Here is an 18,349-nt window from a genome sequence, read left to right on the forward strand (position 1 = left end):
CGTCTAGCTGCTCGCGACGGTCATGCCGTCGATGCGCAGCGTCGGCGCGTTGGTGCCGTGGCGAAACTCGAGGTCGTTCGCGGGGATCAGCGCGGCGAACATGTCGATCAGATTGCCCGCGATCGTGAATTCGGCGATCGGCCCCGCGATCACGCCATCCCGGATCAGGAATCCCGACGCGCCGCGGCTGTAATCGCCGGTCACGGGGTTGACCCCCTGGCCGATCAGCTCGGTGATATACACGCCCTCGGATATGCCCTCCATCAGCGCCGCCGGCGTCGCGCTGCCCGCGGCGAGGTGGAGGTTGCTCGCGCCGACCCCCGAGGCGCCGCCGCCGCGGCTCGCGTGGCCGGTCGGCGTCAGGCCGAGCTGCTTCGCCGACGCGGTGTCGAGCAGCCAGCCGGTGATTTTGCCATCGGCGACGATGTCGCGCGCCGCGGTCGGCAGGCCCTCGCCGTCGAAAGCGCGGCTGCGCAGGCCGCGCGGGCGATGCGGTTCGTCGCGGATGACGATGCCGCTGTCGAACAGCATCGCCTCTTCCTTGCCGAGCAGGAAACTCGTCCCGCGCGCGATCGCCGGGCCGGCGATCGCACCGAGCAGATGGCCGACGATGCTGCCGCTGACCCGCGGGTCGAGCAGTACCGGAAGCTTGCCGGTCGGGGCTTTCCCGGGATTCAGCCGCGCGACCGCGCGCGTCCCGGCGCGGGCGCCGATGTCGGCGGCGCTTTCGAGGTCGGCGAGGTGGTGGGCGCTGTGCCAGCCGTAATCGCGCTGCATCGCGGCGCCTTCGCCGGCGATCACGCTCGCCGAGAGGCTGTGGCCGCTCGATCCATAGCCGCCGGCAAATCCGTGACTCGTCGCGAGCGCGAAGCGTGTGCGGCTGTGGCTCGCGCTGCCGCCTTCGCTGTTGGTGACCCCGGCGACGGCGCGCGCCGCCTCCTCGACGCCAAGCGCGGCTTCGCGCAGCGCCCGCGGGTCGGCGTCGCTGTCGTCGTCGAGGTCGAGGTCGGGAACGGGCCCCTTGAACAGCAATTCTTCGGGCGCGAGGCCGGCATAGGGGTCCTCGGGCGCCTCGCGCGCCATCGCGACGCAACGTTCGACCAGTTTCGCAAGTTCGCCCGCGTCCATATCGGCAGTCGACACGCTCGCGCTGCGCTGCCCCACGAAGACGCGCAGCGAAATATCCTGCCCCTCCGACCGCTCGACATCCTCGAGCGCGCCGAGCCGCATCGAGACCGAGGTCGCGGCATTGCAGTAATAGAGAGCGTCGGCGGCGTCGGCGCCGGCTTTTGCCGCGGCGTCGCACAGCATCTGCGCGCGGTCGAGGGCTTCGGAAACGGTCAGCATTGCCGCGCCCTATACGGCGCGCGGGCGGGGGTCAAAATCTAAGTGATTTCGTCGCCCCCGCGAAGGCGGGGGCCGCTGGAGGGTTTGTCCAGCGTAGCTGCGTAAAACCGTTGGCGGCCCCCGCCTTCGCGGGGGCGACGGCAATGTTTCCAGCCCTACTTGATGATCGCCGCGATCGCGTCGGTGGCGGCGATCGCGCCGCTGATCCACAGGAAGGGCAGGGTCAGCGCGGCGAACCACAGGCGGCGAACGTCGCGGCGAAAGCGCGCGTGCAGGCCCCAGCTTGCGAGCGCCTGGCGGCTCAGATGATACCAGTGCCGTTCGGTCGAGCGCGCGACCGGAAGCGCGAGCGCGAGCAGCATGACCAGCGCGACGACGATGAAGGCGGAGGGCGCCCCGGCGGCGACCACGCTCATCACGAGCCAGATCTGCAGCGCGGCGAAGGCGAGGAGGGCAGCGGCGGCATGCCACGTCATCCGGCGGCCGAGGCTTCGTGCCGGCGGCACGCTGACTGCCGTGCGCCTCCACAGGCGCGGTTCGAATGCTGATGCCATATTACAGCCCCCTAGGCTGGCGATTCCCAGAACCGCACGTTTTGCCCCAAAAATTCCCAAGTCAAGACAGCTTGCCCGTGATTCGTTAATTTTTGCACTCGGTTCGGCGCGGATTCGTAACAAAATCGCGCCCGATCGCTGAAATCGCTACGAATCTGGCACCATTTGCCCCGTCCGGCGCGACAGGAAGGGTGAAAAATGCCATCAGCCGAATGGATGCGGCGGGCTTGACCGCGCCGCAGGACGCGGCGTAGCGCGATTGCGTTCCCTCGATCGACGGAGACGCGATGCGCCGGCCCAAATTGCTCGATACCGCAAGCGACTATAGCTGGCCGCTCTTCCGCGCCGATGCGCTGGCCGGGATCAGCGTCGCGCTCGTCGCCTTGCCGCTCTGCATCGCGATCGCCATCGCATCGGGCAGCACGCCTTTCGTCGGACTGGTCACCGCGATCGCCGGCGGCTTCATCATTTCGGCGACCAGCGGCAGCCGGGTGCAGATCGGCGGGCCGACCGGGGCGTTCATCGTCGTCGTCTATGGCGTGATTCAGGATCATGGCATGGACGGGCTGATCGTCGCGACGATCATGGCGGGCATCCTGCTGATCGTGGCCGGCTTCTTCCGCGCAGGGCGGCTGATCGCGCTGGTCCCCGAACCGGTGATCGACGGCTTTACCATCGGCATCGCGGTGATCATAGCCGCCAGCCAGTTCCAGGACGCGCTCGGCTTGTCGGCGGGCAAGGTCCCCGCCGACATGATCCCGAAGCTGGAGGCGCTGTGGGCGGCGCGCGCCACGCTCAGCCTCGCGGCGCTGGGCGTGACCGCGGCGACGGTGGCCGCGATCCTGCTGCTCCGCCGCTGGCGTCCGCGCTGGCCGGTGCTGGTGATCGCCGTCGGCGCGGCGTCGCTCGCGGTGCTCCTGTTCCACCTGCCGGTCGATACGGTCGGTTCGCGCTTCGGCGCGTTGCCGAGCGGATTTCCCGCGCCGCACTGGCCCGAAGTGACGGCGGACCGGATCGTCGCCTTGCTCCCGTCCGCGCTTACCATCGCCTTTCTGGCGGGCGTCGAATCGCTGTTGTCGGCGATCGTCGCCGACAGGATGTTCGACGGCCGGCACCGCCCCAGCGCCGAACTGCTGGCGCAGGGCTATGCCAATGTCGTGACCCCGCTGTTCGGCGGGCTGCCGGTCACCGGCGCGATCGCGCGCACCGCGACCAATGTCCGCGCGGGCGGGCGCACGCCGGTCGCGGGCATGGTCCATGCGGCGGTGATCCTGATCGTCGTGCTCGCCGCCGGAGGGCTCGCGGGCGCGCTCGCGCTGCCCGCGCTGGCGGCGGTGCTGCTGGTGACCGCCTATAATATGGCGGAGCCCGGGAAATGGCGCGAACATGCGGCGCTGCCGCGGGACGAACTCATCCTGCTGCTCGTCACCTTGCTGCTGACGGTATTCGCCGACCTGACGATCGCGATCGGCACCGGCGTGGCGCTGGGTTTCATCCTGCGCTGGTGGAAAGGACGCGGCGCGAGGCTCTGGACCCCGCGCGAGCGTTAGGGCCTTTCCTAGAACTGCGGCGGGGTCGGCAGCGGCTCGGCGTCGGCTTCGTCGGGAGCGGCCGGCGCGGCCGGAGCCTCGCCATTGGCCTGCCGTTCGAGTTCCTCGGCCGCCTTCTGCCGTTCGGCGAGCGCGCGCTCTTCGGCGACGACCGCGGCTTCGACCTCTTCGGCCGCGGCGTCGATGCCCGCGAGGCGCTTGGCGCGCTCGTCGGCGATCATCGCCTGCCAGTCGGTCTTGTCGGCGGCGCGCCGTTCGGCGCGTGCGCCTGCGAGCAGCGCCTGCGTACAGCCGGTAAAGCCGCCGAGGCCGGCCGGCGAGCAGCTGTCGGTGCCGAAGCGGCCGACGCGTTCGAGCGCGACGACCTTGTTCGCCCACGCCTCGTTGCGCGGATCGAGCGGGTTGCCGCGCAGCATTTCGGGCACGCGATAACGTTCGGTTTCGGGCAGGCGGTTACACACGACGATCTCGTCGGGGCTCGACTGTTCGCACTTGTCGTCGCCATAGACGATGACCTGGTTGATCTTTTCGGCCTCGACGGTGGCCTCCTGCGCGGCGGCGGGCAGGGCGGCGGCGCTGCCGGCGAGGATCAGCGCGAACAGGGGGAGGCGGGTCATCGGATCTTCCTTGGTCGTTTCATTCCGGATGGCATGTCATCGCTGCACGAGCAATGAACAATCTCATATCCGCTCGCCCTGAGCTTGTCGAAGGGCCGTTCTTTCTTTCAGACGTCCGGAAGAAGGACAGCCCTTCGACAAGCTCAGGGCAAACGGTTCATATTAATCGCTCGTCGCTCTAAATACGTTTCGACAGCGCGATGGCTGCACGGCAACCCGCGCGAATCGCGAGGCTCAGGATCGGGTAGCCCGGCGCGCTTTCGGCGCCCGCCTTCAGCGCGGCTTCCTTGTGCTCGAGCTCCTCGGCGCGGAAATCCTCGACCGCGGCGCTGAGTTCGGGGTCGCGGTCGCCGAGTTCGTCGAGTTGATGCCGGTAGTGACGGTCGATTTCGGTCTCGACCGCCGCGGTGCAGGCCATCGCCGCTTTGGGGCCCATCGCGGCCGTCACCGCGCCGAGCGCGAAGCCCGCGACGTTCCAGACCGGCTGAAGCGCGGTCGGGCGCACCCCGCGCCGCGCGATCATCGCGTCGAAGAATTTGCGGTGCCGCTCTTCCTGCTCGGCCATATGCGCGATCTCGCGCGCCATCGGGTGGCGGTCACCCATCACCGCGAGCTGGCCCGCATAGATGCGCGTCGCGCCATATTCTCCCGCCTGATCGACGCGGATCATCGATGCGGTGCGCCGATTGCTCTTTTCCGGGGCTTCGGTCATGCGGCCGATGTGCGCCTGCCGCGCAGCAAGGTCAAGACGAGCGCAGCGGCGGCGAAGGAGAAGATGGCGTTGAACCCCGCCAGCGAGATGCCGAACAGCGACCACTGCACCGCGTCGCAGCGGATCAGCGGCGCGTTCATGATCGAATCGAGTGTGACGGGCCCCGCGCTGCCGGTCGCGCAGGTCGTGACGCCTTCCCAAAGGCCATATTCGACCCCGGCGTGAAAGACGCCGATCGCGCCGCTGACCGCAATCGCGATCGCAGCGAGCAGGGTGAGCGCGCGCATCGCCTTGTCGTTGCGGCGCATCAGCAGCGCCAGCACCGCGAGCAGGATCGCCGCCTGATGCGGCCAGCGTTGCCAATAGCACATCTCGCAGGGATGAAGGCCGAAGCCATATTGCGACACGAGGGCGCCGCCGTAGAGCAAAAGCGGCGCCGCGAATGCGACGAGGGGCGCGGCGAGACGCGATTTCAGCATATAAGAACCCCGGAAATCAGATCGTCATCCCGGCGCAGGCCGGGATCTCGACCTCGCAACCTGACGCACCGGCGAGATCCCGGCCTGCGCCGGGATGACGAATAGGAGGACATGGGCAAAGAGGGCGTCAGTTGCGGCGCGCGGGCTTGGCGCCAGCTTTGCCGGCCTGCGCCATGCGCGCCGTGCCCGGGCCGATCCGTCCGATCGTCTGCAGCGCATAGTGGAGCTGGAAGTCCTCGATGCCCTTTTCCTTGAGCTCGGCCGCGGTCGCGGTGAAGCGCGGATCGGCCTTTTCATCCTTTTCGAGCAGGCCGTCGTCGACCTTCTTCTCGTTGATCAGATGGCGGCGCAGGTCGCTTTCGCGGAATTTGGGCCGTGAGGCATAGTCGGGGTCGCTGAGCTGCGGCACCTCGATGTCGGGGTCGATCCCGCCTTCCTGCACACTGCGGCCCGACGGCGTGTAATAGCGCGCGGTGGTCAGGCGCAGCGCCGTGGTGTCGCTCAGCGGCAGCACCGTCTGCACCGATCCCTTGCCGAAGCTGCGTTCGCCCATCACGACCGCGCGATGCTGGTCCTGCAGCGCGCCCGCGACGATTTCGGAGGCGGAGGCCGATCCCGAATCGATCAGCACGATCACCGGTGCGCCGCCCGCCGCGTCGCCCGGCTCGGCGAAATAGCGTTCGATGTCGCCCTTCTTGCGCCCGCGCTGCGAGACGATCTCGCCGCGTTCGAGGAACAGGTCGCTGATCCCGACGGCTTCGTCGAGCAGCCCGCCGGGGTTCGAGCGCAGGTCGAGGATCCAGCCGCGCGGCTTCTTGCCCAGCGATTTTTCGACCGCCATCATCGCGGCCTTGAGGTCGGCGGTCGCATCGGCCGAGAAATTGGTGACGGTGAGCACGCCGACGTCGCCGCTGACTTCCCATTTCACGGGTTTCAGGTCGATGATTTCGCGGGTCAGCGTCATCTCCATCGGCTTATCCTGACCCTCACGCACGATCGTGATGTCGATCGGCGTGCCCGGGCGGCCGCGCATCTGCTCGACCGCTTCGTCGAGCGTCATGCCGAAGATCAGTTCCTTGTTGATATGGGTGATATAATCGCCCGCCTTGATCCCAGCCCGGTCGGCCGGGGTGTCGGCGGTCGGCGCGATCACCTTGACGACGCCGTCCTCCATCGTCACCGACAGGCCCAGCCCGCCATATTCGCCGTCGGTCTGGGTGCGCAGGTTCGAAAAGCCGCGCGCGTCGAGATAGCCCGAATGCGGGTCGAGGCTGGCGAGCATGCCGTTGATCGCGCCCTCGATCAGCTTCGAATCCTCGACCGGCTCGACATAATTCGCCTTCACTTCGAGATAGACGTCCATGAAGCGCGCGATTTCTTCCTGCGTCTTCGAATCGACGCTCGCCATTGCGCCGGTCGCGAGCGGGACGAGCGCCAGCGTCGAAAGCGCGGCGGCGCCCTGCCACAGCGCGAAGCGGCGTTTCGGAGAAGCGGCGGTCTTGGTCGAGTCGGTCATTTCCATCTTTCACTCGGGCGAGAGCAAGCCCGCCTTATAAACCCCGGCGCGCCATCATCCTATGCAAATCTGCGCGGGTCAAGCGGCGCATCCCCATGCGGGACAGCGACAAAAGCACTCCTGAATCGTCATCCCGGCCTTCGCCGGGATGACGAAGAAGAAGGCGGCGCTTCGATCCAGAATGATCAAACCCCAAGGATCAGCCGATCATCGCGACGACGTCGACGGGGCGCCCGGCGCGGCGAAGTTCGACCGTGATGCGGCTGTCGTCCGATCCCGCGCGGCCGACCGGCGCGCCTGCGTCCACCGTATCGCCGACTCCCACCGACAGCGCGATCATGCCGGTGAGCAGCGAGACCCAGCCGCCGCCATGGTCGATGATGACGATCTTGCCATAGCCGCGATAATCGCCGGCGAAACCGACGCGGCCGGGCGCGGGGGCGATCACCTGTCCGCCGGGTCGCGCCGCGATCGTGATGCCGCGCGACCGCACGCCGCTTTCGTCGACTTCGCCAAGTCCGGTGACGATGCGTCCGACGACCGGCAGGCGATAGGCGCCGCGCGTGAGTTCGGCGTCCGTCGCGGCAGGCGGTGCGGCGGCGGCGGAGATGCTGCTTTCGGGATTGCGCGGCCGCGGGATCGGCCCCGCGAGCTGCGCCAGCTCGGCGCGCACCGCGCCGTCAGCCTCGAGCGAATCCATCAGTTCGACGATGTCGCGCGCCTTCTCGCCGAGCCCCAACGCCCGGTCGGCCTCGAGCTGCGCGCTGCTCATCAGTTCGCGCGAGCGCAGCCGGCCTTCATTCTCGAGCCGGGTGAGCGCGTCGCGGCGGTGCGCGAGCTGCGCCTTGCTCGCCGACAGCGCCTTGAGCGCGATCGCCTGCTGCCGCCGCGTCGTGTCGAGCGCCGTCAGTTCGCGGCGAACGCCGACGGTGCGGCGCTCGATCACCGGCATCGCGGCGTCGATCACCGCGCGAGCATGAACCATGTCGGAAAGCGAGCCCGGCTGCGCGAGCACGCTGACCGGCGGCTGGCGGCTGAGTTGCTGCAGCGACGCGGCGAGTTCGAGCAAGGGTTGCTGCTGCTCGGCGAGCCGCGCGCGCTGCGCCGACAGCCGGCGCGCGACGAGCGCGACGCGCGCCTCGCCGGCGCTGATGTCGGCCTCGGCCGACTGGATGCGCGCGGCAAGCGCGGCGCTGCGCTTCTTGAGGCGATCGGCCTCGCTGCTTGCGGCGGCCGCCTGTTTTTCGAGCAGCGCGCTCCGCGCCATCGCCGCCGCCGACTGCTGCTTTGCGTCGATCAGCTGTTCGCGCTCGTGCGCGGCGATCGCCGCGGGGTCGAAAATATCGCCCTGCGCGAGCGCGAGCGCACCGCCCGCGAAGACGGCGGTCGTCGCAAGCGCGGCAAACGCGCGCCTCATTGCCGGCCCTCGCGGTGATAGGGGTGGCCGGCGACGATGCTCGTCGCGCGCCACAATTGTTCGGCGAGCATCGCGCGCGCCATCAGATGCGGCCAGGTCGCGCGGCCGAAGGCGATGACTTTGTCCGCGCCCTCGCGCTCTTGCGCGGTGAAGCCGTCGGCGGCACCCAGACAAAAACGCGCCTCGCGCACCCCGCCGTCGCGCCACTTTTCGAGGAGCCTTGCGAATTCGAGCGAGGACATCTGCTCGCCGCCCTCGTCGAGCAGGATCGTGCGGCTATTGTCAGCCGCGGCGGGCATCCGCCCGCCGGTGTCGGGAAGTTCGGAAATCTTCCGCGCCCAGGTCACGCGTTTCATATAGCGTTCGACCAGCTCGGCCTCGGGCCCGCGCCCGATGCGCCCGCGCGCGATGATGTGGAGAAGCATGGGGTCTCAGCCTCCATCGGGCTGTCTACAGCGGTCCATGACACCCCCAATCGTCATTCCCGCGAAGGCGGGAATCCCGCTTTGCGGCGTCGCGGTTTCGAGCGTCGCCGCGGCGTCCGAGCACTTAAAAAGCTGGATTCCCGCCTTCGCGGGAATGACGAGCTTTTTTGGTGCTTGCGCTCCGTCCTTAGTCGGAGGAGCGCGGCAGCGTCAATTCGCGGCCGCAACCGGCGGCGCGTCGCCGAACGACCACATGCGCTCGAGGTTGTAGAAGCTGCGCACCTCGGGGCGGAACAGGTGGACGATGACGTCGCCCGCGTCGATCAGCACCCAATCGGCGTTGGGCAGGCCTTCGACGCGAACGCTGCGGCCCGCTTCCTGCTTGATCCGCTGCGCCAGCTTCTCGGCGATCGCCGAGACGTGGCGCGTCGAACGGCCGCTCGCGATCACCATATGGTCGGCGATGCTGCTCTTGCCGGCAAGCGGGATGGAGATGGTTTCCTGGGCCTGATCCTCGTCCAGCTGGTCGAGAATCAGCGCGTGGAGCGCGTCCACGCTGTCGTCCGAAGACGTCGGGGCGGGTGCGGCGCCAGGCGCGTCACCCTTGTCGGCGGAGATCAAATGCGTCCTTTCTCGGTCGGTTCCACCAGCCATGAACGCGTCAGCGGGTCGCGCAGCGCGCGGCCTTCATAGCGTTCGAACCAGCGGGGGTTGGCCTGCCGTATCGCAGTCGCGGATCGCACATCGGGCGAAAATCGCAGGAACACGAGGGCGGGCGGTCTCCAGTCTGTCCAATGGCTTTTCTGGTCTGCGGGCCGGACAAATCGCCGCAGCCATCCCATCGCACGTCTTGCATGGGCGCGGTCATTATAGCCCGGACGCGCGATCACCGCAATCGGCATCAATCGCGCGATCTCCCGCCAGTCGCGCCATTGGGGCAGCTGGACCAGATTGTCGGCGCCCATGATCCAGATGAAGCGGCGGTTCGGGTAACGCCGGACGAGCTTTTTGAGCGTATCGACCGTATAGCGCGTGCCGAGTTCGGCCTCGATCGCGGTCGCGCGGATCGGTGACCGCCGCGCCATCCGCTGCGCCGAACCGAGCCGCGCGCGAAGCGGTCCCATTCCCGCTTTTGGCTTCAAGGGATTGCCGGGCGAGACGAGCCACCACAATTCGTCGAGCCCGAGCGCCTCGATCGCATTGAGGCTGATCGCGCGATGCCCGCCATGCGCGGGATTGAAACTGCCGCCGAGGAGGCCGGTGGGAATCATGGGAGCGACTGCCAGTCGCTGCGCAGGTGGATCACGCGCAGGACGAGGAGTCGTTCGGCGCTAACATCGTAGAGCAAGGCAAAAGGTAGCTGGCCGAGGCGCCATTTGCGAAGCCCCGTTGCATCGACAAGCGATCCGGCATGGGGCGTCAGGGCGAGAAAATCACTTGCACGTCTGGCTTCGGTCAAAAGCGCATCGGCGATATCGAAATCCACCAGAAAAAGGCTGTCGGCGTTTTTAAGCAGGTCCTCGGTCGCGGCCTGCGACCATTGAACGTTGATCACGCCGCGGCTTTATCTCGACGCGCGCGCAGTTCGGCGCGTTTTGCGTCGATCAAATGCAGCATTTCCTCATGCGAGATCAGCGGCTCCTCGCGGGCCGACCGCTCGCCTTCCTCGATGATCGCAAGCATCTCGGCTTCGCGTTCGACGAACTGTCGGACGGCTTGGGCAACCAACCAAGATCGCGAGCGATCATAACGCTGGGCCAGCCGGTCCAGTATTTCGAGCGTGGCTGCGTCCAGCCGCGTCGTAATAGGCGATGTCGAGTCCATGAAATGCTTGTATCACTTGTATACAAATGATTCAAGGACGCACCTGCCCATCCCCGCGCACCAGCCATTTGTATGTAGTCAGCCCTTCCAATGCGACCGGCCCGCGCGCGTGCAGCCGCCCCGTCGCGATGCCGATTTCGGCGCCGAGGCCGAATTCGCCGCCGTCGCAGACGAGCACGGAATCGGGGTGCGAGTCCAGCCCGAGCTGTGCCGGGCGGTGCAGCAGGTGCAGGCCTGCGCCCATTGGCCGAATTCGCCGCCGTCGGCGAATTGCGTCGAGGCGTTGTGCATGACGATCGCGCTGTCGACGCCGGTCAGGAAGCGGTCGGCAACCGCCAGATCCTCGGTGACGATCGCGTCGGTGTGGCGGCTCGAATGCGCGTCGATATGCGCGAGCGCGCCTGCGAGGCTCTCGACCATGGCGACCGACACGATCGCATCGAGATATTCGCAGTCCCAATCGCCGGCGCTTGCGGGTTCGACATGTGGGTTGAGCGCCGCGATGTCCTTGTCGCCGCGCACTTCGCAGCCCGCGGCGACCAGCGCGTCGACGATCGCGAGCGGGGCGGGATAGGCGTGATCGATCAGGATCGTCTCGGTCGCGCCGCAGACGCCGGTGCGGCGCATCTTGGCGTTGACCGCGAGCTCGATCGCCTTCGCGGGGTCGGCGGCGCCGTCGATATAGAGGTGATTGATCCCGTCGAGATGCGCGAGCACGGGCACGCGCGCCTCGTCCTGCACGCGCGCGACAAGGCCCTTGCCGCCGCGCGGTATGATGATGTCGATCAGCCCTTGCGCGCGCAGCATCGCGCCGACCGCCGCGCGGTCCTGCGTGGGCACGAGCTGCACCGCGTCGGCGGAGAGGCCCGTCTCGACCAGCCCCGCCGCGAAGGCCGCGTGGATCGCGCGGTTCGAATGCACCGCCTCGCTGCCGCCGCGCAGGATGGTGGCGTTGCCGGACTTCAGGCACAGCGCGGCCGCGTCGTGCAGGCCGGCCTGCAGGCAGCCGCGCTGCCGGCCGAAGCCGTGCAGGATGCGGCCCAGCGCCACGTTGGAATGCAAGGCCTCGCTGCCGCCGCGCAGGATCACGGCATTGCCCGACATCAGCCCGAGCGCCGCGGCGTCGGCGGTGACATTGGGGCGGCTTTCATAGATGATGCCGACGACGCCGAGCGGCACGCGTACACGGCTCAGCATCAGCCCGTTGGGGCGCGTCATGCGGTCGATCTCGACGCCGACCGGATCGGGCAGCGCCGCGACCGCGTCGATCGCGCCGGCGATCCCGCCGAGCCGCGTGTCGTCGAGCCGCAGCCGGTCGAGCATCGCGCCCGACAGGCCGTTCTTCTGCCCGGCCGCCATATCCTCTTCATTGGCGGCGAGTATCTCGGCCGACCGTGCGCGGATCGCCGCCGCCGCAGCGCGCAGCGCCGCCGCCTTGTCCGCGGTCGGCGTCAGCGCGAGCCGTTTCGCCGCGGCGCGCGCGCGCGCGCCCATGTCGGCGATCAGGGCGGCGGCATCGCCGGGCAGCGGCGGGGCGGTCAGGGCTTCGGCGTTCATGGCGCGGCCACTATCATGTTTCGCCCGACTCCCGAAAGCCCCGTTGCGCCCTGCGCCGCGCGGCTTTAGGCAGGGCGCCATGACAGGGGATATCGAGGGTATCGGCAGCGCGGTGACCGCGGGCCTTGCGGCGCGCGCGGTCGAATCGCGGCATGGTGAGGGCAAAGCGCACGGGCACGCGCCGCTACGCTGCCTCAATTGCGGCACCAGCCTCACTGGTTCGCATTGCCACCATTGCGGACAGCGCGCCGACGTGCATCGCAGCTTCGGCGCGATCGGGCACGACCTCGTCCACGCGATCTTCCACTTCGAGGGCAAGATCTGGAACACGCTCCCCTTGCTGGCGTGGCGGCCGGGCGACCTGACGCGGCGCTATATCCATGGCGAGCGCGCGCGTTTCATTTCGCCGCTCGCGCTGTTCCTGTTCGCGGTCTTCCTCACTTATGCGGTGCTTTCGATCGTCGGTGCCGGCGGCGGGGTCGGCGAGGAAATCGCGAGGGAGGCGGCCGAACAGACGCGCGCCGCCGCGATCAAGGACAGCATGCAGGAGGAGGTCGACCGGATCGACGCCGAGCTGGCGCGGGCCGACCTGCCCGCCGCCAGGCGCGACGCGCTGCAGGCCGAACGCCAGGTCCTTCAAAAGAGCGCCGATTATCTCGGCGTCGCGCGCAGCCGCAGCAAGGCCGAGCGTGACGCCGACCGCGCCGCCGGTCCGCCGGTGCTGAAAAATCCCGCCGAGCAGGTGATGACGAGCGTCGATTTCGTCTCGCGGAACAAGGTCGACACGGGCGTGCCATTCATCGACCATGGGCTCGAAAAGGCGTTCGCCAATCCCGCGCTCGTCCTCTACAAGCTCCAGGCGAACGCCTATAAATTCGCCTGGGCGCTGATCCCGCTGTCGCTGCCCTTCATGTGGCTGCTCTTTCCGTTCAGCCGGCGTTTCCACACCTACGATCATTTCGTCTTCGTCACCTATTCGATCTCCTTCATGCTGCTGCTGTTCGTCGTCGTGCGGCTCTTGAACCTGACGATCTTCGGCGAACTCGCGACCTTTTTCGCGATGCTCTATGCGCCCTTTCACATGTATCGCCAGCTGCGCGGCGCCTATCGCTCGTCGCGGCTCGCATCGCTCGTGCGCGCGACGCTGCTCCTCTATTTCAGCCTGTTCGCGGTGATCGGGTTCATGCTGCTGCTGCTCGCGGTCGGGATCAGCGGATAGACAGGAAAGCTGTAACAAAAACGGGCCACAGAACCGGCGACGCGGGAGGACATGCGGTGCATCCATTGTGGCACGAGATCGATCGTCGTCTGCTCATCAAGCTCGGCACCGCGGGACTCGCCGCGCTTTCCTTGCCCGGCGCAGCGGCCGCGGCGCTGGCGCAGGGTTTCACTCACGGCGTCGCGAGCGGCGAGCCAGGCGCCAACTCGGTGCTGCTGTGGACGCGCTATGCCGCGGCGAATGACACCGCGCTGACCGTCGAGCTGGCCGAAAGCGCCGATTTCGCGCGCATCGTCGCGGGCGGCAGCGTCACTGCGAAGGGCGAGCGCGATCATTGCGCGAAGATCGTCGTCGACGGGCTCGCGTCCGGCCGCTGGTATTTCTACCGCTTCGTCGCCCCCGATGGCGCCATGTCGGTCACCGGTCGCACCCGCACGCTTCCCGCCGGTCCGACGCGCGCCTTCACCATCGCGCTCTTTTCCTGCGCGAACCTGCCCTTCGGCTGGTTCAACGCCTATGCCCACGCCGCGGCGCGGGGCGACATCGACCTCGTCGCGCACGTCGGCGACTATCTCTATGAATATCGGGCCGGCGACTATCCCTCGCTCAAGGACGCGCTGCCCGGCCGCGACATCCAGCCGACGCACGAGATGGTGAGCCTCGCCGACTATCGGCTCCGCTACGCTGCCTATCGTGCCGACCCCGACCTCCAGCGCCTCCATGCGCTGTTCCCGATGATCGCGCAGTGGGACGACCATGAATTCGCGAACGACGTCTGGAAGGGCGGCGCCGAAAATCACAATGACGGCGAGGGCGACTGGCGCGTCCGCGAAGCCGCCGCCGAGCGCGCGCATGGCGAATGGATGCCGGTCGCCGACATGCGCTGGCGCCATTATCAGGCCGGCGATCTCGCGACGATCTTCCTGCCCGAAACGCGCATCACCGCGCGCGACAGGCCCTTCGACCTCGGCGATATATTGGCGGGCAAGGGCGATCCCTTGGCGGCGCTGAGGCAATTTGCCGATAGCGATTATCGCGATCCGGCGCGGCAATTGATGGGCGCGGATCAGGAGCGATGGCTGTTCGACGGATTGGCGCAATCGGTGAAGAACGGCACGCGCTGGCAGGTCTGCGCGCAGCAGATCGTGATGGGCAGCCTGTTCACGCCGCCCGAATCGCGGAACTGGTTCGGGGCCGACCAGCCCGATACCGTCCGGCGCCGCGTCGAGACGGCGCAACTCGCGGCCCGCGTCGGTCTGCCGCTCAACATGGACAGCTGGGACGGCTATCCCGCGGCGCGCAGCCGCCTGCTCGCGGCGGCGCAGCGCGCCGATGCCGATCTCGTCATGCTGTCGGGCGACAGCCACAACGCATGGGCGTTCGACCTGACGCACGGCGGCCGCCCGGCCGGGATCGAGATCGCCGGGCACAGCGTCACCTCGCCCGGGTTCGAGGCCTATACGCCCGGCATTTCGGACGCCGCGCGCGTGTCGGCGCTGCGCGCCGCATCGCCGCAGCTCAAATGGGCGAACACCGCGGATCGCGGCTATGTCACCGTGCAGCTGACGCGCGAGCGGGTGACCGCGAACTGGCACAGCGTCGAAACGATCCGCAGCCATAGGCCGGGGCTCAAAGGCACCCACAGCATGACGGCGACGCGCGGCCATCGAAAATACGACGCTTGACATATTCATAACTAGATGGTTATGAAAAATCCATAGCCAAGGAGTTATGGATTAAATGACATCGTCACCCGACCTGTTGTTCCGGGCGCTCGCCGACCCGACGCGGCGCGCGCTGTTCGAGCGGCTTTGCCTCGACGGCGAAGCGACGGTCGGCGCGCTGACCGCGGGCGCCGGCATTTCGCAACCCGCGGTGTCGAAGCATCTCGGCATACTCAAGCAGGCGGGGCTGGTCCTCGACCGACACGAGGGACGCCAGACGCACTACAGCGCGCAGCAGCGCGCGCTCGCGCCGCTGGTCGACTGGACCGGGCGCATGACCCGCTTCTGGGAAGCGCGGTTCGACGATCTCGAAGATTTGCTCAAAAGGATGGATCAATGACCAATACCGACGTGCGTAGTGTTACCGTGGAGCGCGAAATCCCGCACCCGCCCGAAAAGATCTGGCGCGCGCTGACGACGCGGCACCTGATCGAGGAATGGCTGATGAAGAACGACTTCGGCCTCGACCTCGGCCATCGTTTCCAGCTGCGCGGCGACTGGGGCCATGTCGATTGCGAGATCCTCGAGGTCCAGCCGGGACGGAGCCTCTCCTACACTTGGAATTACGCGCATGACGATCCGGCCTACCGGCTCGACAGCACGGTGATGTTCACGCTCGAACCGACGGCGGCGGGAACGCTGCTGCGTCTCGAACAGGTCGGCTTCCGTCCCGACCAGAAGCAGGCCTTCGGCGGCGCCAAGAGCGGCTGGCGCATCCATCTCGAAAATCTCGAGAAGGTCGTGGCCGGTCTCGACTGAACCATTGTTCTTACGTCATCCCGGCGAAGGCCGGGATCTCGCCTTTGCGTTATACCGGTAGGGTGAGATCCCGGCCTTCGCCGGATGACGGATCGAAGTAAGAAAGGAATCTTATGAACTGGAACCTCTGGATACGGCAGTTCCATCGCTGGGTATCGATCCTCTTTACCGTGATCGTCCTCGCCATTTTCGCGACGCTCGGCCTTGGGCGCGAGCCGGCGGAGTGGGTCTATTACCTGCCGCTCCCGCCGCTCTTCCTGCTGACCTTCTCGGGCCTTTACATGTTCTTCCGGCCTTATTTCAGGAAGCGTGGCAGCGCCAACGTCGCTTGAATCGTCATCTCGGCCTTCGCCGGGATGACGTTATGGATGCTTGGGCGGGCTCAACTATAGGGCGGCGCATCCTCGAATTCGGCGAACCAGGGATAATCGTTCGCGACACTGACGGTGAAGTTGGCGTCGCGCTTTTCGAGGAAGCTCGACACGCCCTCGGCGGCGTCGGCGCTGCGCCCGCGCGCGAAGATCGCGCGGCTGTCCCAGCGGTGCGCGCTCATCGGGTGCGGTGCGCCGAGCATCCGCCACAGCATGTGGCGGGTGAGCGCCACCGACACCGGCGCGCTATGCTCGGTCAGCTCGCGCGCCTTGGCGATCGCGGCGTCGATCAGCGCGCCGGGGGCGTGAACCGACTGGACGAGGCCTTTTTCATGCGCTTCCTGCGCGGGGATCAGCCGCCCCGAATAGCACCAGTCGACCGCGTTCTGGATGCCGACGAGGCGCGGCAGGAACCAACTCGACGCCGCCTCGGGCACGATCCCGCGCCGCGCGAAGACGAAGCCGTAGCGCGCGGTTTCGCTCGCGAGCCGCGCGTCCATCGACAGCGTCATCGTCGCGCCGATGCCGACCGCGGCGCCGTTGATCGCGCCGAGCACCGGTTTCTTGCAGTCGAAGATGCGCATCGACACGCGCCCGCCCGAATCGCGGATCAGCGGGTGCGACCAGTCGATCGTGCCATCCTCCGCCACCGGGCTCGCCGCCATGCCGTCGGGCAGGATCGCCTGCTTGTCGGTGCGCTTGTCATAATCGAAGGTCGCCGCGCCCTGACCCAGATCCGCCCCTGCGCAATAGGCGCGGTCGCCCGCCCCCGTGAAGATCACCGCGCGCACACCGTCGTCGGCGTCGCATTCGTCGAGCGCCGCGACAATCTCGAGCATCATTTCGGTGGTGAAGGCATTCATCCGGTCGGGGCGGTGCAGCGTCAGCAGCGCGATGCCTTCGTGGCGGTCGAGGCGAATCTGGTCGAAGCTCATATTCTCTCTCCTTGGCTTTCCGTCAGCGTCGCAAGCGGTGCGCATGATTGCAAGCACTTTACGTAAACGTAAAGCTAGGGGCGGCATTGACCGGCGATTGTCGTTAAAATTTCGTCATTCCCGCGAAAGCGGGAACCCAGTCCAACGTTGCTGCTGGGTTCCCGCTTTCGCGGGAATGACGAAGGGGAGAATGACAAAAGATGGGATGGAGAAGCCGGGGATGACGCGCCCGACCTTTGCCGCTATAGGGCGCGCGACCGCCCCGGCGCCGCGCCTCGTCCATGAGTCGCCTTGCCGGGGTCATTCATTTGGTTCCGACAGAAAGTTGACCGCCATGGCCCGCCGCCGCCAGATCTACGAAGGCAAAGCCAAGATCCTCTACGAAGGCCCCGAACCGGGCACGCTGATCCAGTATTTCAAGGACGACGCGACCGCGTTCAACGCGCAGAAGCGCGGCACGATCAACGGCAAGGGCGTGCTCAACAACCGCATTTCGGAGCATGTCTTCACGCTGCTCGGCAATATCGGCGTCCCGACGCATTTCATCCGCCGCCTCAACATGCGCGAACAGCTCATCCGCCAGGTCGAGATCGTGCCGATCGAGGTGATCGTGCGCAACGTCGCCGCGGGCACGCTGTCGAAGCGCCTCGGCATCGAAGAGGGGACGCAGCTGCCCCGCACGCTGATCGAATATTGCTACAAGGACGACGCGCTCGGCGATCCGCTTGTCGCCGAGGAGCATATCGCCTGCTTCAACTGGTGCAGCCAGGACGAGCTCCACGACATCCAGGACATGGCGATCCGCATCAACGACTTCATGAGCGGAATGTTCGCCGCGGTCGGCATCCGCCTGATCGACTTCAAGCTCGAATTCGGCCGTCTTTACGAGGGCGATTTCAGCCGCATCATCCTCGCCGACGAGATCAGCCCGGATGGCTGCCGCCTGTGGGACATGACGACGAACGAAAAGCTCGACAAGGACCGCTTCCGCCGCGACCTCGGCGGCGAGGTCGAAGCCTATCAGGAAGTCGCGCGCCGGCTCGGCCTGCTGCCCGAGGGCGGCGAGAATGCCGTGCTCGACCTCGACAGCCACCGCAAGAAGAAGGGCTGAGGCCTCACCCTGTGGTCAGAAAATGGTGTGTCCCCGCGAAGGCGGGGACTCATCTCCGGATCGCGCAAAATCGAACCGGCAGGAGATGGGCTCCCGCCTTCGCGGGAGGCGCGGTCCTTTTCTTTCGATGCCGCTTCTCATCGCCCGTCGGTGGCGCATGTCGCTCATCGAAAAACGTCCGCCGGAGCCCTGATCGCGCCTTGACGCCCGGGAAAAGGCAGCCAGAACGGGG

General features: G+C 67.2%; 21 protein-coding genes. 7 read left to right on the plus strand and 14 right to left on the minus strand.

Annotation, left to right across the window (positions count from 1 at the left end; genetic code table 11):
• Positions 1 to 3 precede the first annotated feature (3 nt).
• Entirely contained in the window at positions 4 to 1,347 is a 1,344-nt protein-coding gene (locus QZL87_RS01435) for a TldD/PmbA family protein (protein WP_295322895.1), read from the minus strand.
• A gap of 155 nt (positions 1,348 to 1,502) precedes the next feature.
• The gene (locus QZL87_RS01440) at positions 1,503 to 1,901 is read right to left on the minus strand and encodes a hypothetical protein (protein WP_295322897.1); all 399 of its coding nucleotides are present in this window, start codon (positions 1,899 to 1,901) and stop codon (positions 1,503 to 1,505) included.
• Between the two features lie 287 nt (positions 1,902 to 2,188).
• Here QZL87_RS01440 and QZL87_RS01445 point away from each other — a divergent pair, with 287 nt between their 5' ends.
• Positions 2,189 to 3,451, plus strand: a complete 1,263-nt coding sequence (locus QZL87_RS01445) for a SulP family inorganic anion transporter (protein WP_295322899.1) — start codon at positions 2,189 to 2,191, stop codon at positions 3,449 to 3,451.
• Between the two features lie 8 nt (positions 3,452 to 3,459).
• Here the strand turns inward: QZL87_RS01445 and QZL87_RS01450 are convergent, their stop codons facing one another.
• The 11 genes from QZL87_RS01450 to QZL87_RS01500 form a co-directional block, all read right to left on the minus strand.
• Positions 3,460 to 4,068 carry a hypothetical protein gene (locus QZL87_RS01450; protein WP_295322901.1) on the minus strand — a complete coding sequence of 203 codons (609 nt, stop codon included), beginning with the start codon at positions 4,066 to 4,068 and terminating at the stop codon, positions 3,460 to 3,462.
• Positions 4,069 to 4,246: 178 nt separating this feature from the next.
• Positions 4,247 to 4,780, minus strand: coding sequence for a demethoxyubiquinone hydroxylase family protein (locus QZL87_RS01455; RefSeq protein WP_295322903.1), 534 nt, complete (start codon positions 4,778 to 4,780; stop codon positions 4,247 to 4,249).
• Positions 4,777 to 5,259: a disulfide bond formation protein B gene (locus QZL87_RS01460; protein WP_295322906.1), complete on the minus strand. Its 483-nt coding sequence runs from the start codon at positions 5,257 to 5,259 to the stop codon at positions 4,777 to 4,779. The genes QZL87_RS01455 and QZL87_RS01460 overlap by 4 nt, the downstream gene beginning before the upstream one ends.
• A gap of 127 nt (positions 5,260 to 5,386) precedes the next feature.
• Positions 5,387 to 6,775 carry a S41 family peptidase gene (locus QZL87_RS01465; RefSeq protein ID WP_295327102.1) on the minus strand — a complete coding sequence of 463 codons (1,389 nt, stop codon included), beginning with the start codon at positions 6,773 to 6,775 and terminating at the stop codon, positions 5,387 to 5,389.
• Between the two features lie 199 nt (positions 6,776 to 6,974).
• Positions 6,975 to 8,192: a peptidoglycan DD-metalloendopeptidase family protein gene (locus QZL87_RS01470; protein WP_295322908.1), complete on the minus strand. Its 1,218-nt coding sequence runs from the start codon at positions 8,190 to 8,192 to the stop codon at positions 6,975 to 6,977.
• Positions 8,189 to 8,617: a 23S rRNA (pseudouridine(1915)-N(3))-methyltransferase RlmH gene (locus QZL87_RS01475; RefSeq protein WP_295322910.1), complete on the minus strand. Its 429-nt coding sequence runs from the start codon at positions 8,615 to 8,617 to the stop codon at positions 8,189 to 8,191. The genes QZL87_RS01470 and QZL87_RS01475 overlap by 4 nt, the downstream gene beginning before the upstream one ends.
• 210 nt (positions 8,618 to 8,827) lie before the next feature.
• Positions 8,828 to 9,238, minus strand: coding sequence for a ribosome silencing factor (gene rsfS, locus QZL87_RS01480; protein ID WP_295322912.1), 411 nt, complete (start codon positions 9,236 to 9,238; stop codon positions 8,828 to 8,830).
• Complete coding sequence (locus QZL87_RS01485) at positions 9,235 to 9,888, minus strand: nicotinate-nucleotide adenylyltransferase (RefSeq protein WP_295322914.1); 654 nt, start codon at positions 9,886 to 9,888, stop codon at positions 9,235 to 9,237. The genes rsfS and QZL87_RS01485 overlap by 4 nt, the downstream gene beginning before the upstream one ends.
• Positions 9,885 to 10,172 carry a type II toxin-antitoxin system RelE/ParE family toxin gene (locus tag QZL87_RS01490; protein WP_295322916.1) on the minus strand — a complete coding sequence of 96 codons (288 nt, stop codon included), beginning with the start codon at positions 10,170 to 10,172 and terminating at the stop codon, positions 9,885 to 9,887. Before QZL87_RS01490 ends, QZL87_RS01485 begins: the two co-directional genes overlap by 4 nt.
• The gene (locus QZL87_RS01495) at positions 10,169 to 10,441 is read right to left on the minus strand and encodes a ribbon-helix-helix protein, CopG family (protein WP_295322919.1); all 273 of its coding nucleotides are present in this window, start codon (positions 10,439 to 10,441) and stop codon (positions 10,169 to 10,171) included. The genes QZL87_RS01490 and QZL87_RS01495 overlap by 4 nt, the downstream gene beginning before the upstream one ends.
• 78 nt (positions 10,442 to 10,519) lie before the next feature.
• Positions 10,520 to 11,998 (minus strand): glutamate-5-semialdehyde dehydrogenase, encoded by a 1,479-nt coding sequence (locus tag QZL87_RS01500; RefSeq protein ID WP_295322921.1) that lies wholly within the window; start codon positions 11,996 to 11,998, stop codon positions 10,520 to 10,522.
• Between the two features lie 79 nt (positions 11,999 to 12,077).
• Between QZL87_RS01500 and QZL87_RS01505 the strand changes: the two genes are divergently transcribed.
• The 5 genes from QZL87_RS01505 (at position 12,078) to QZL87_RS01525 (ending at position 16,032) form a co-directional block, all read left to right on the plus strand.
• The gene (locus tag QZL87_RS01505) at positions 12,078 to 13,217 is read left to right on the plus strand and encodes a DUF3667 domain-containing protein (protein WP_295322923.1); all 1,140 of its coding nucleotides are present in this window, start codon (positions 12,078 to 12,080) and stop codon (positions 13,215 to 13,217) included.
• A gap of 56 nt (positions 13,218 to 13,273) precedes the next feature.
• Positions 13,274 to 14,902 (plus strand): alkaline phosphatase D family protein, encoded by a 1,629-nt coding sequence (locus tag QZL87_RS01510; RefSeq protein ID WP_295322927.1) that lies wholly within the window; start codon positions 13,274 to 13,276, stop codon positions 14,900 to 14,902.
• Positions 14,903 to 14,957: 55 nt separating this feature from the next.
• Positions 14,958 to 15,281, plus strand: coding sequence for a metalloregulator ArsR/SmtB family transcription factor (locus QZL87_RS01515; protein WP_295322929.1), 324 nt, complete (start codon positions 14,958 to 14,960; stop codon positions 15,279 to 15,281).
• Entirely contained in the window at positions 15,278 to 15,700 is a 423-nt protein-coding gene (locus tag QZL87_RS01520) for an SRPBCC domain-containing protein (protein ID WP_295322932.1), read from the plus strand. The genes QZL87_RS01515 and QZL87_RS01520 overlap by 4 nt, the downstream gene beginning before the upstream one ends.
• Before the next feature lie 113 nt (positions 15,701 to 15,813).
• Positions 15,814 to 16,032, plus strand: a complete 219-nt coding sequence (locus QZL87_RS01525; protein ID WP_295322935.1) for a hypothetical protein — start codon at positions 15,814 to 15,816, stop codon at positions 16,030 to 16,032.
• Positions 16,033 to 16,082: 50 nt separating this feature from the next.
• On the opposite strand, the gene QZL87_RS01530 is transcribed toward QZL87_RS01525, so the two are convergent.
• Complete coding sequence (locus QZL87_RS01530; protein ID WP_295322938.1) at positions 16,083 to 17,006, minus strand: crotonase/enoyl-CoA hydratase family protein; 924 nt, start codon at positions 17,004 to 17,006, stop codon at positions 16,083 to 16,085.
• 334 nt (positions 17,007 to 17,340) lie between these two features.
• On the opposite strand from QZL87_RS01530, the gene purC reads away from it, so the two are divergent.
• Positions 17,341 to 18,117: a phosphoribosylaminoimidazolesuccinocarboxamide synthase gene (gene purC / locus QZL87_RS01535; RefSeq protein WP_295322940.1), complete on the plus strand. Its 777-nt coding sequence runs from the start codon at positions 17,341 to 17,343 to the stop codon at positions 18,115 to 18,117.
• The last annotated feature ends 232 nt before the right edge of the window (positions 18,118 to 18,349 follow it).

This window comes from uncultured Sphingopyxis sp. (assembly GCF_900078365.1).
Taxonomy (GTDB): Bacteria; Pseudomonadota; Alphaproteobacteria; order Sphingomonadales; family Sphingomonadaceae; genus Sphingopyxis.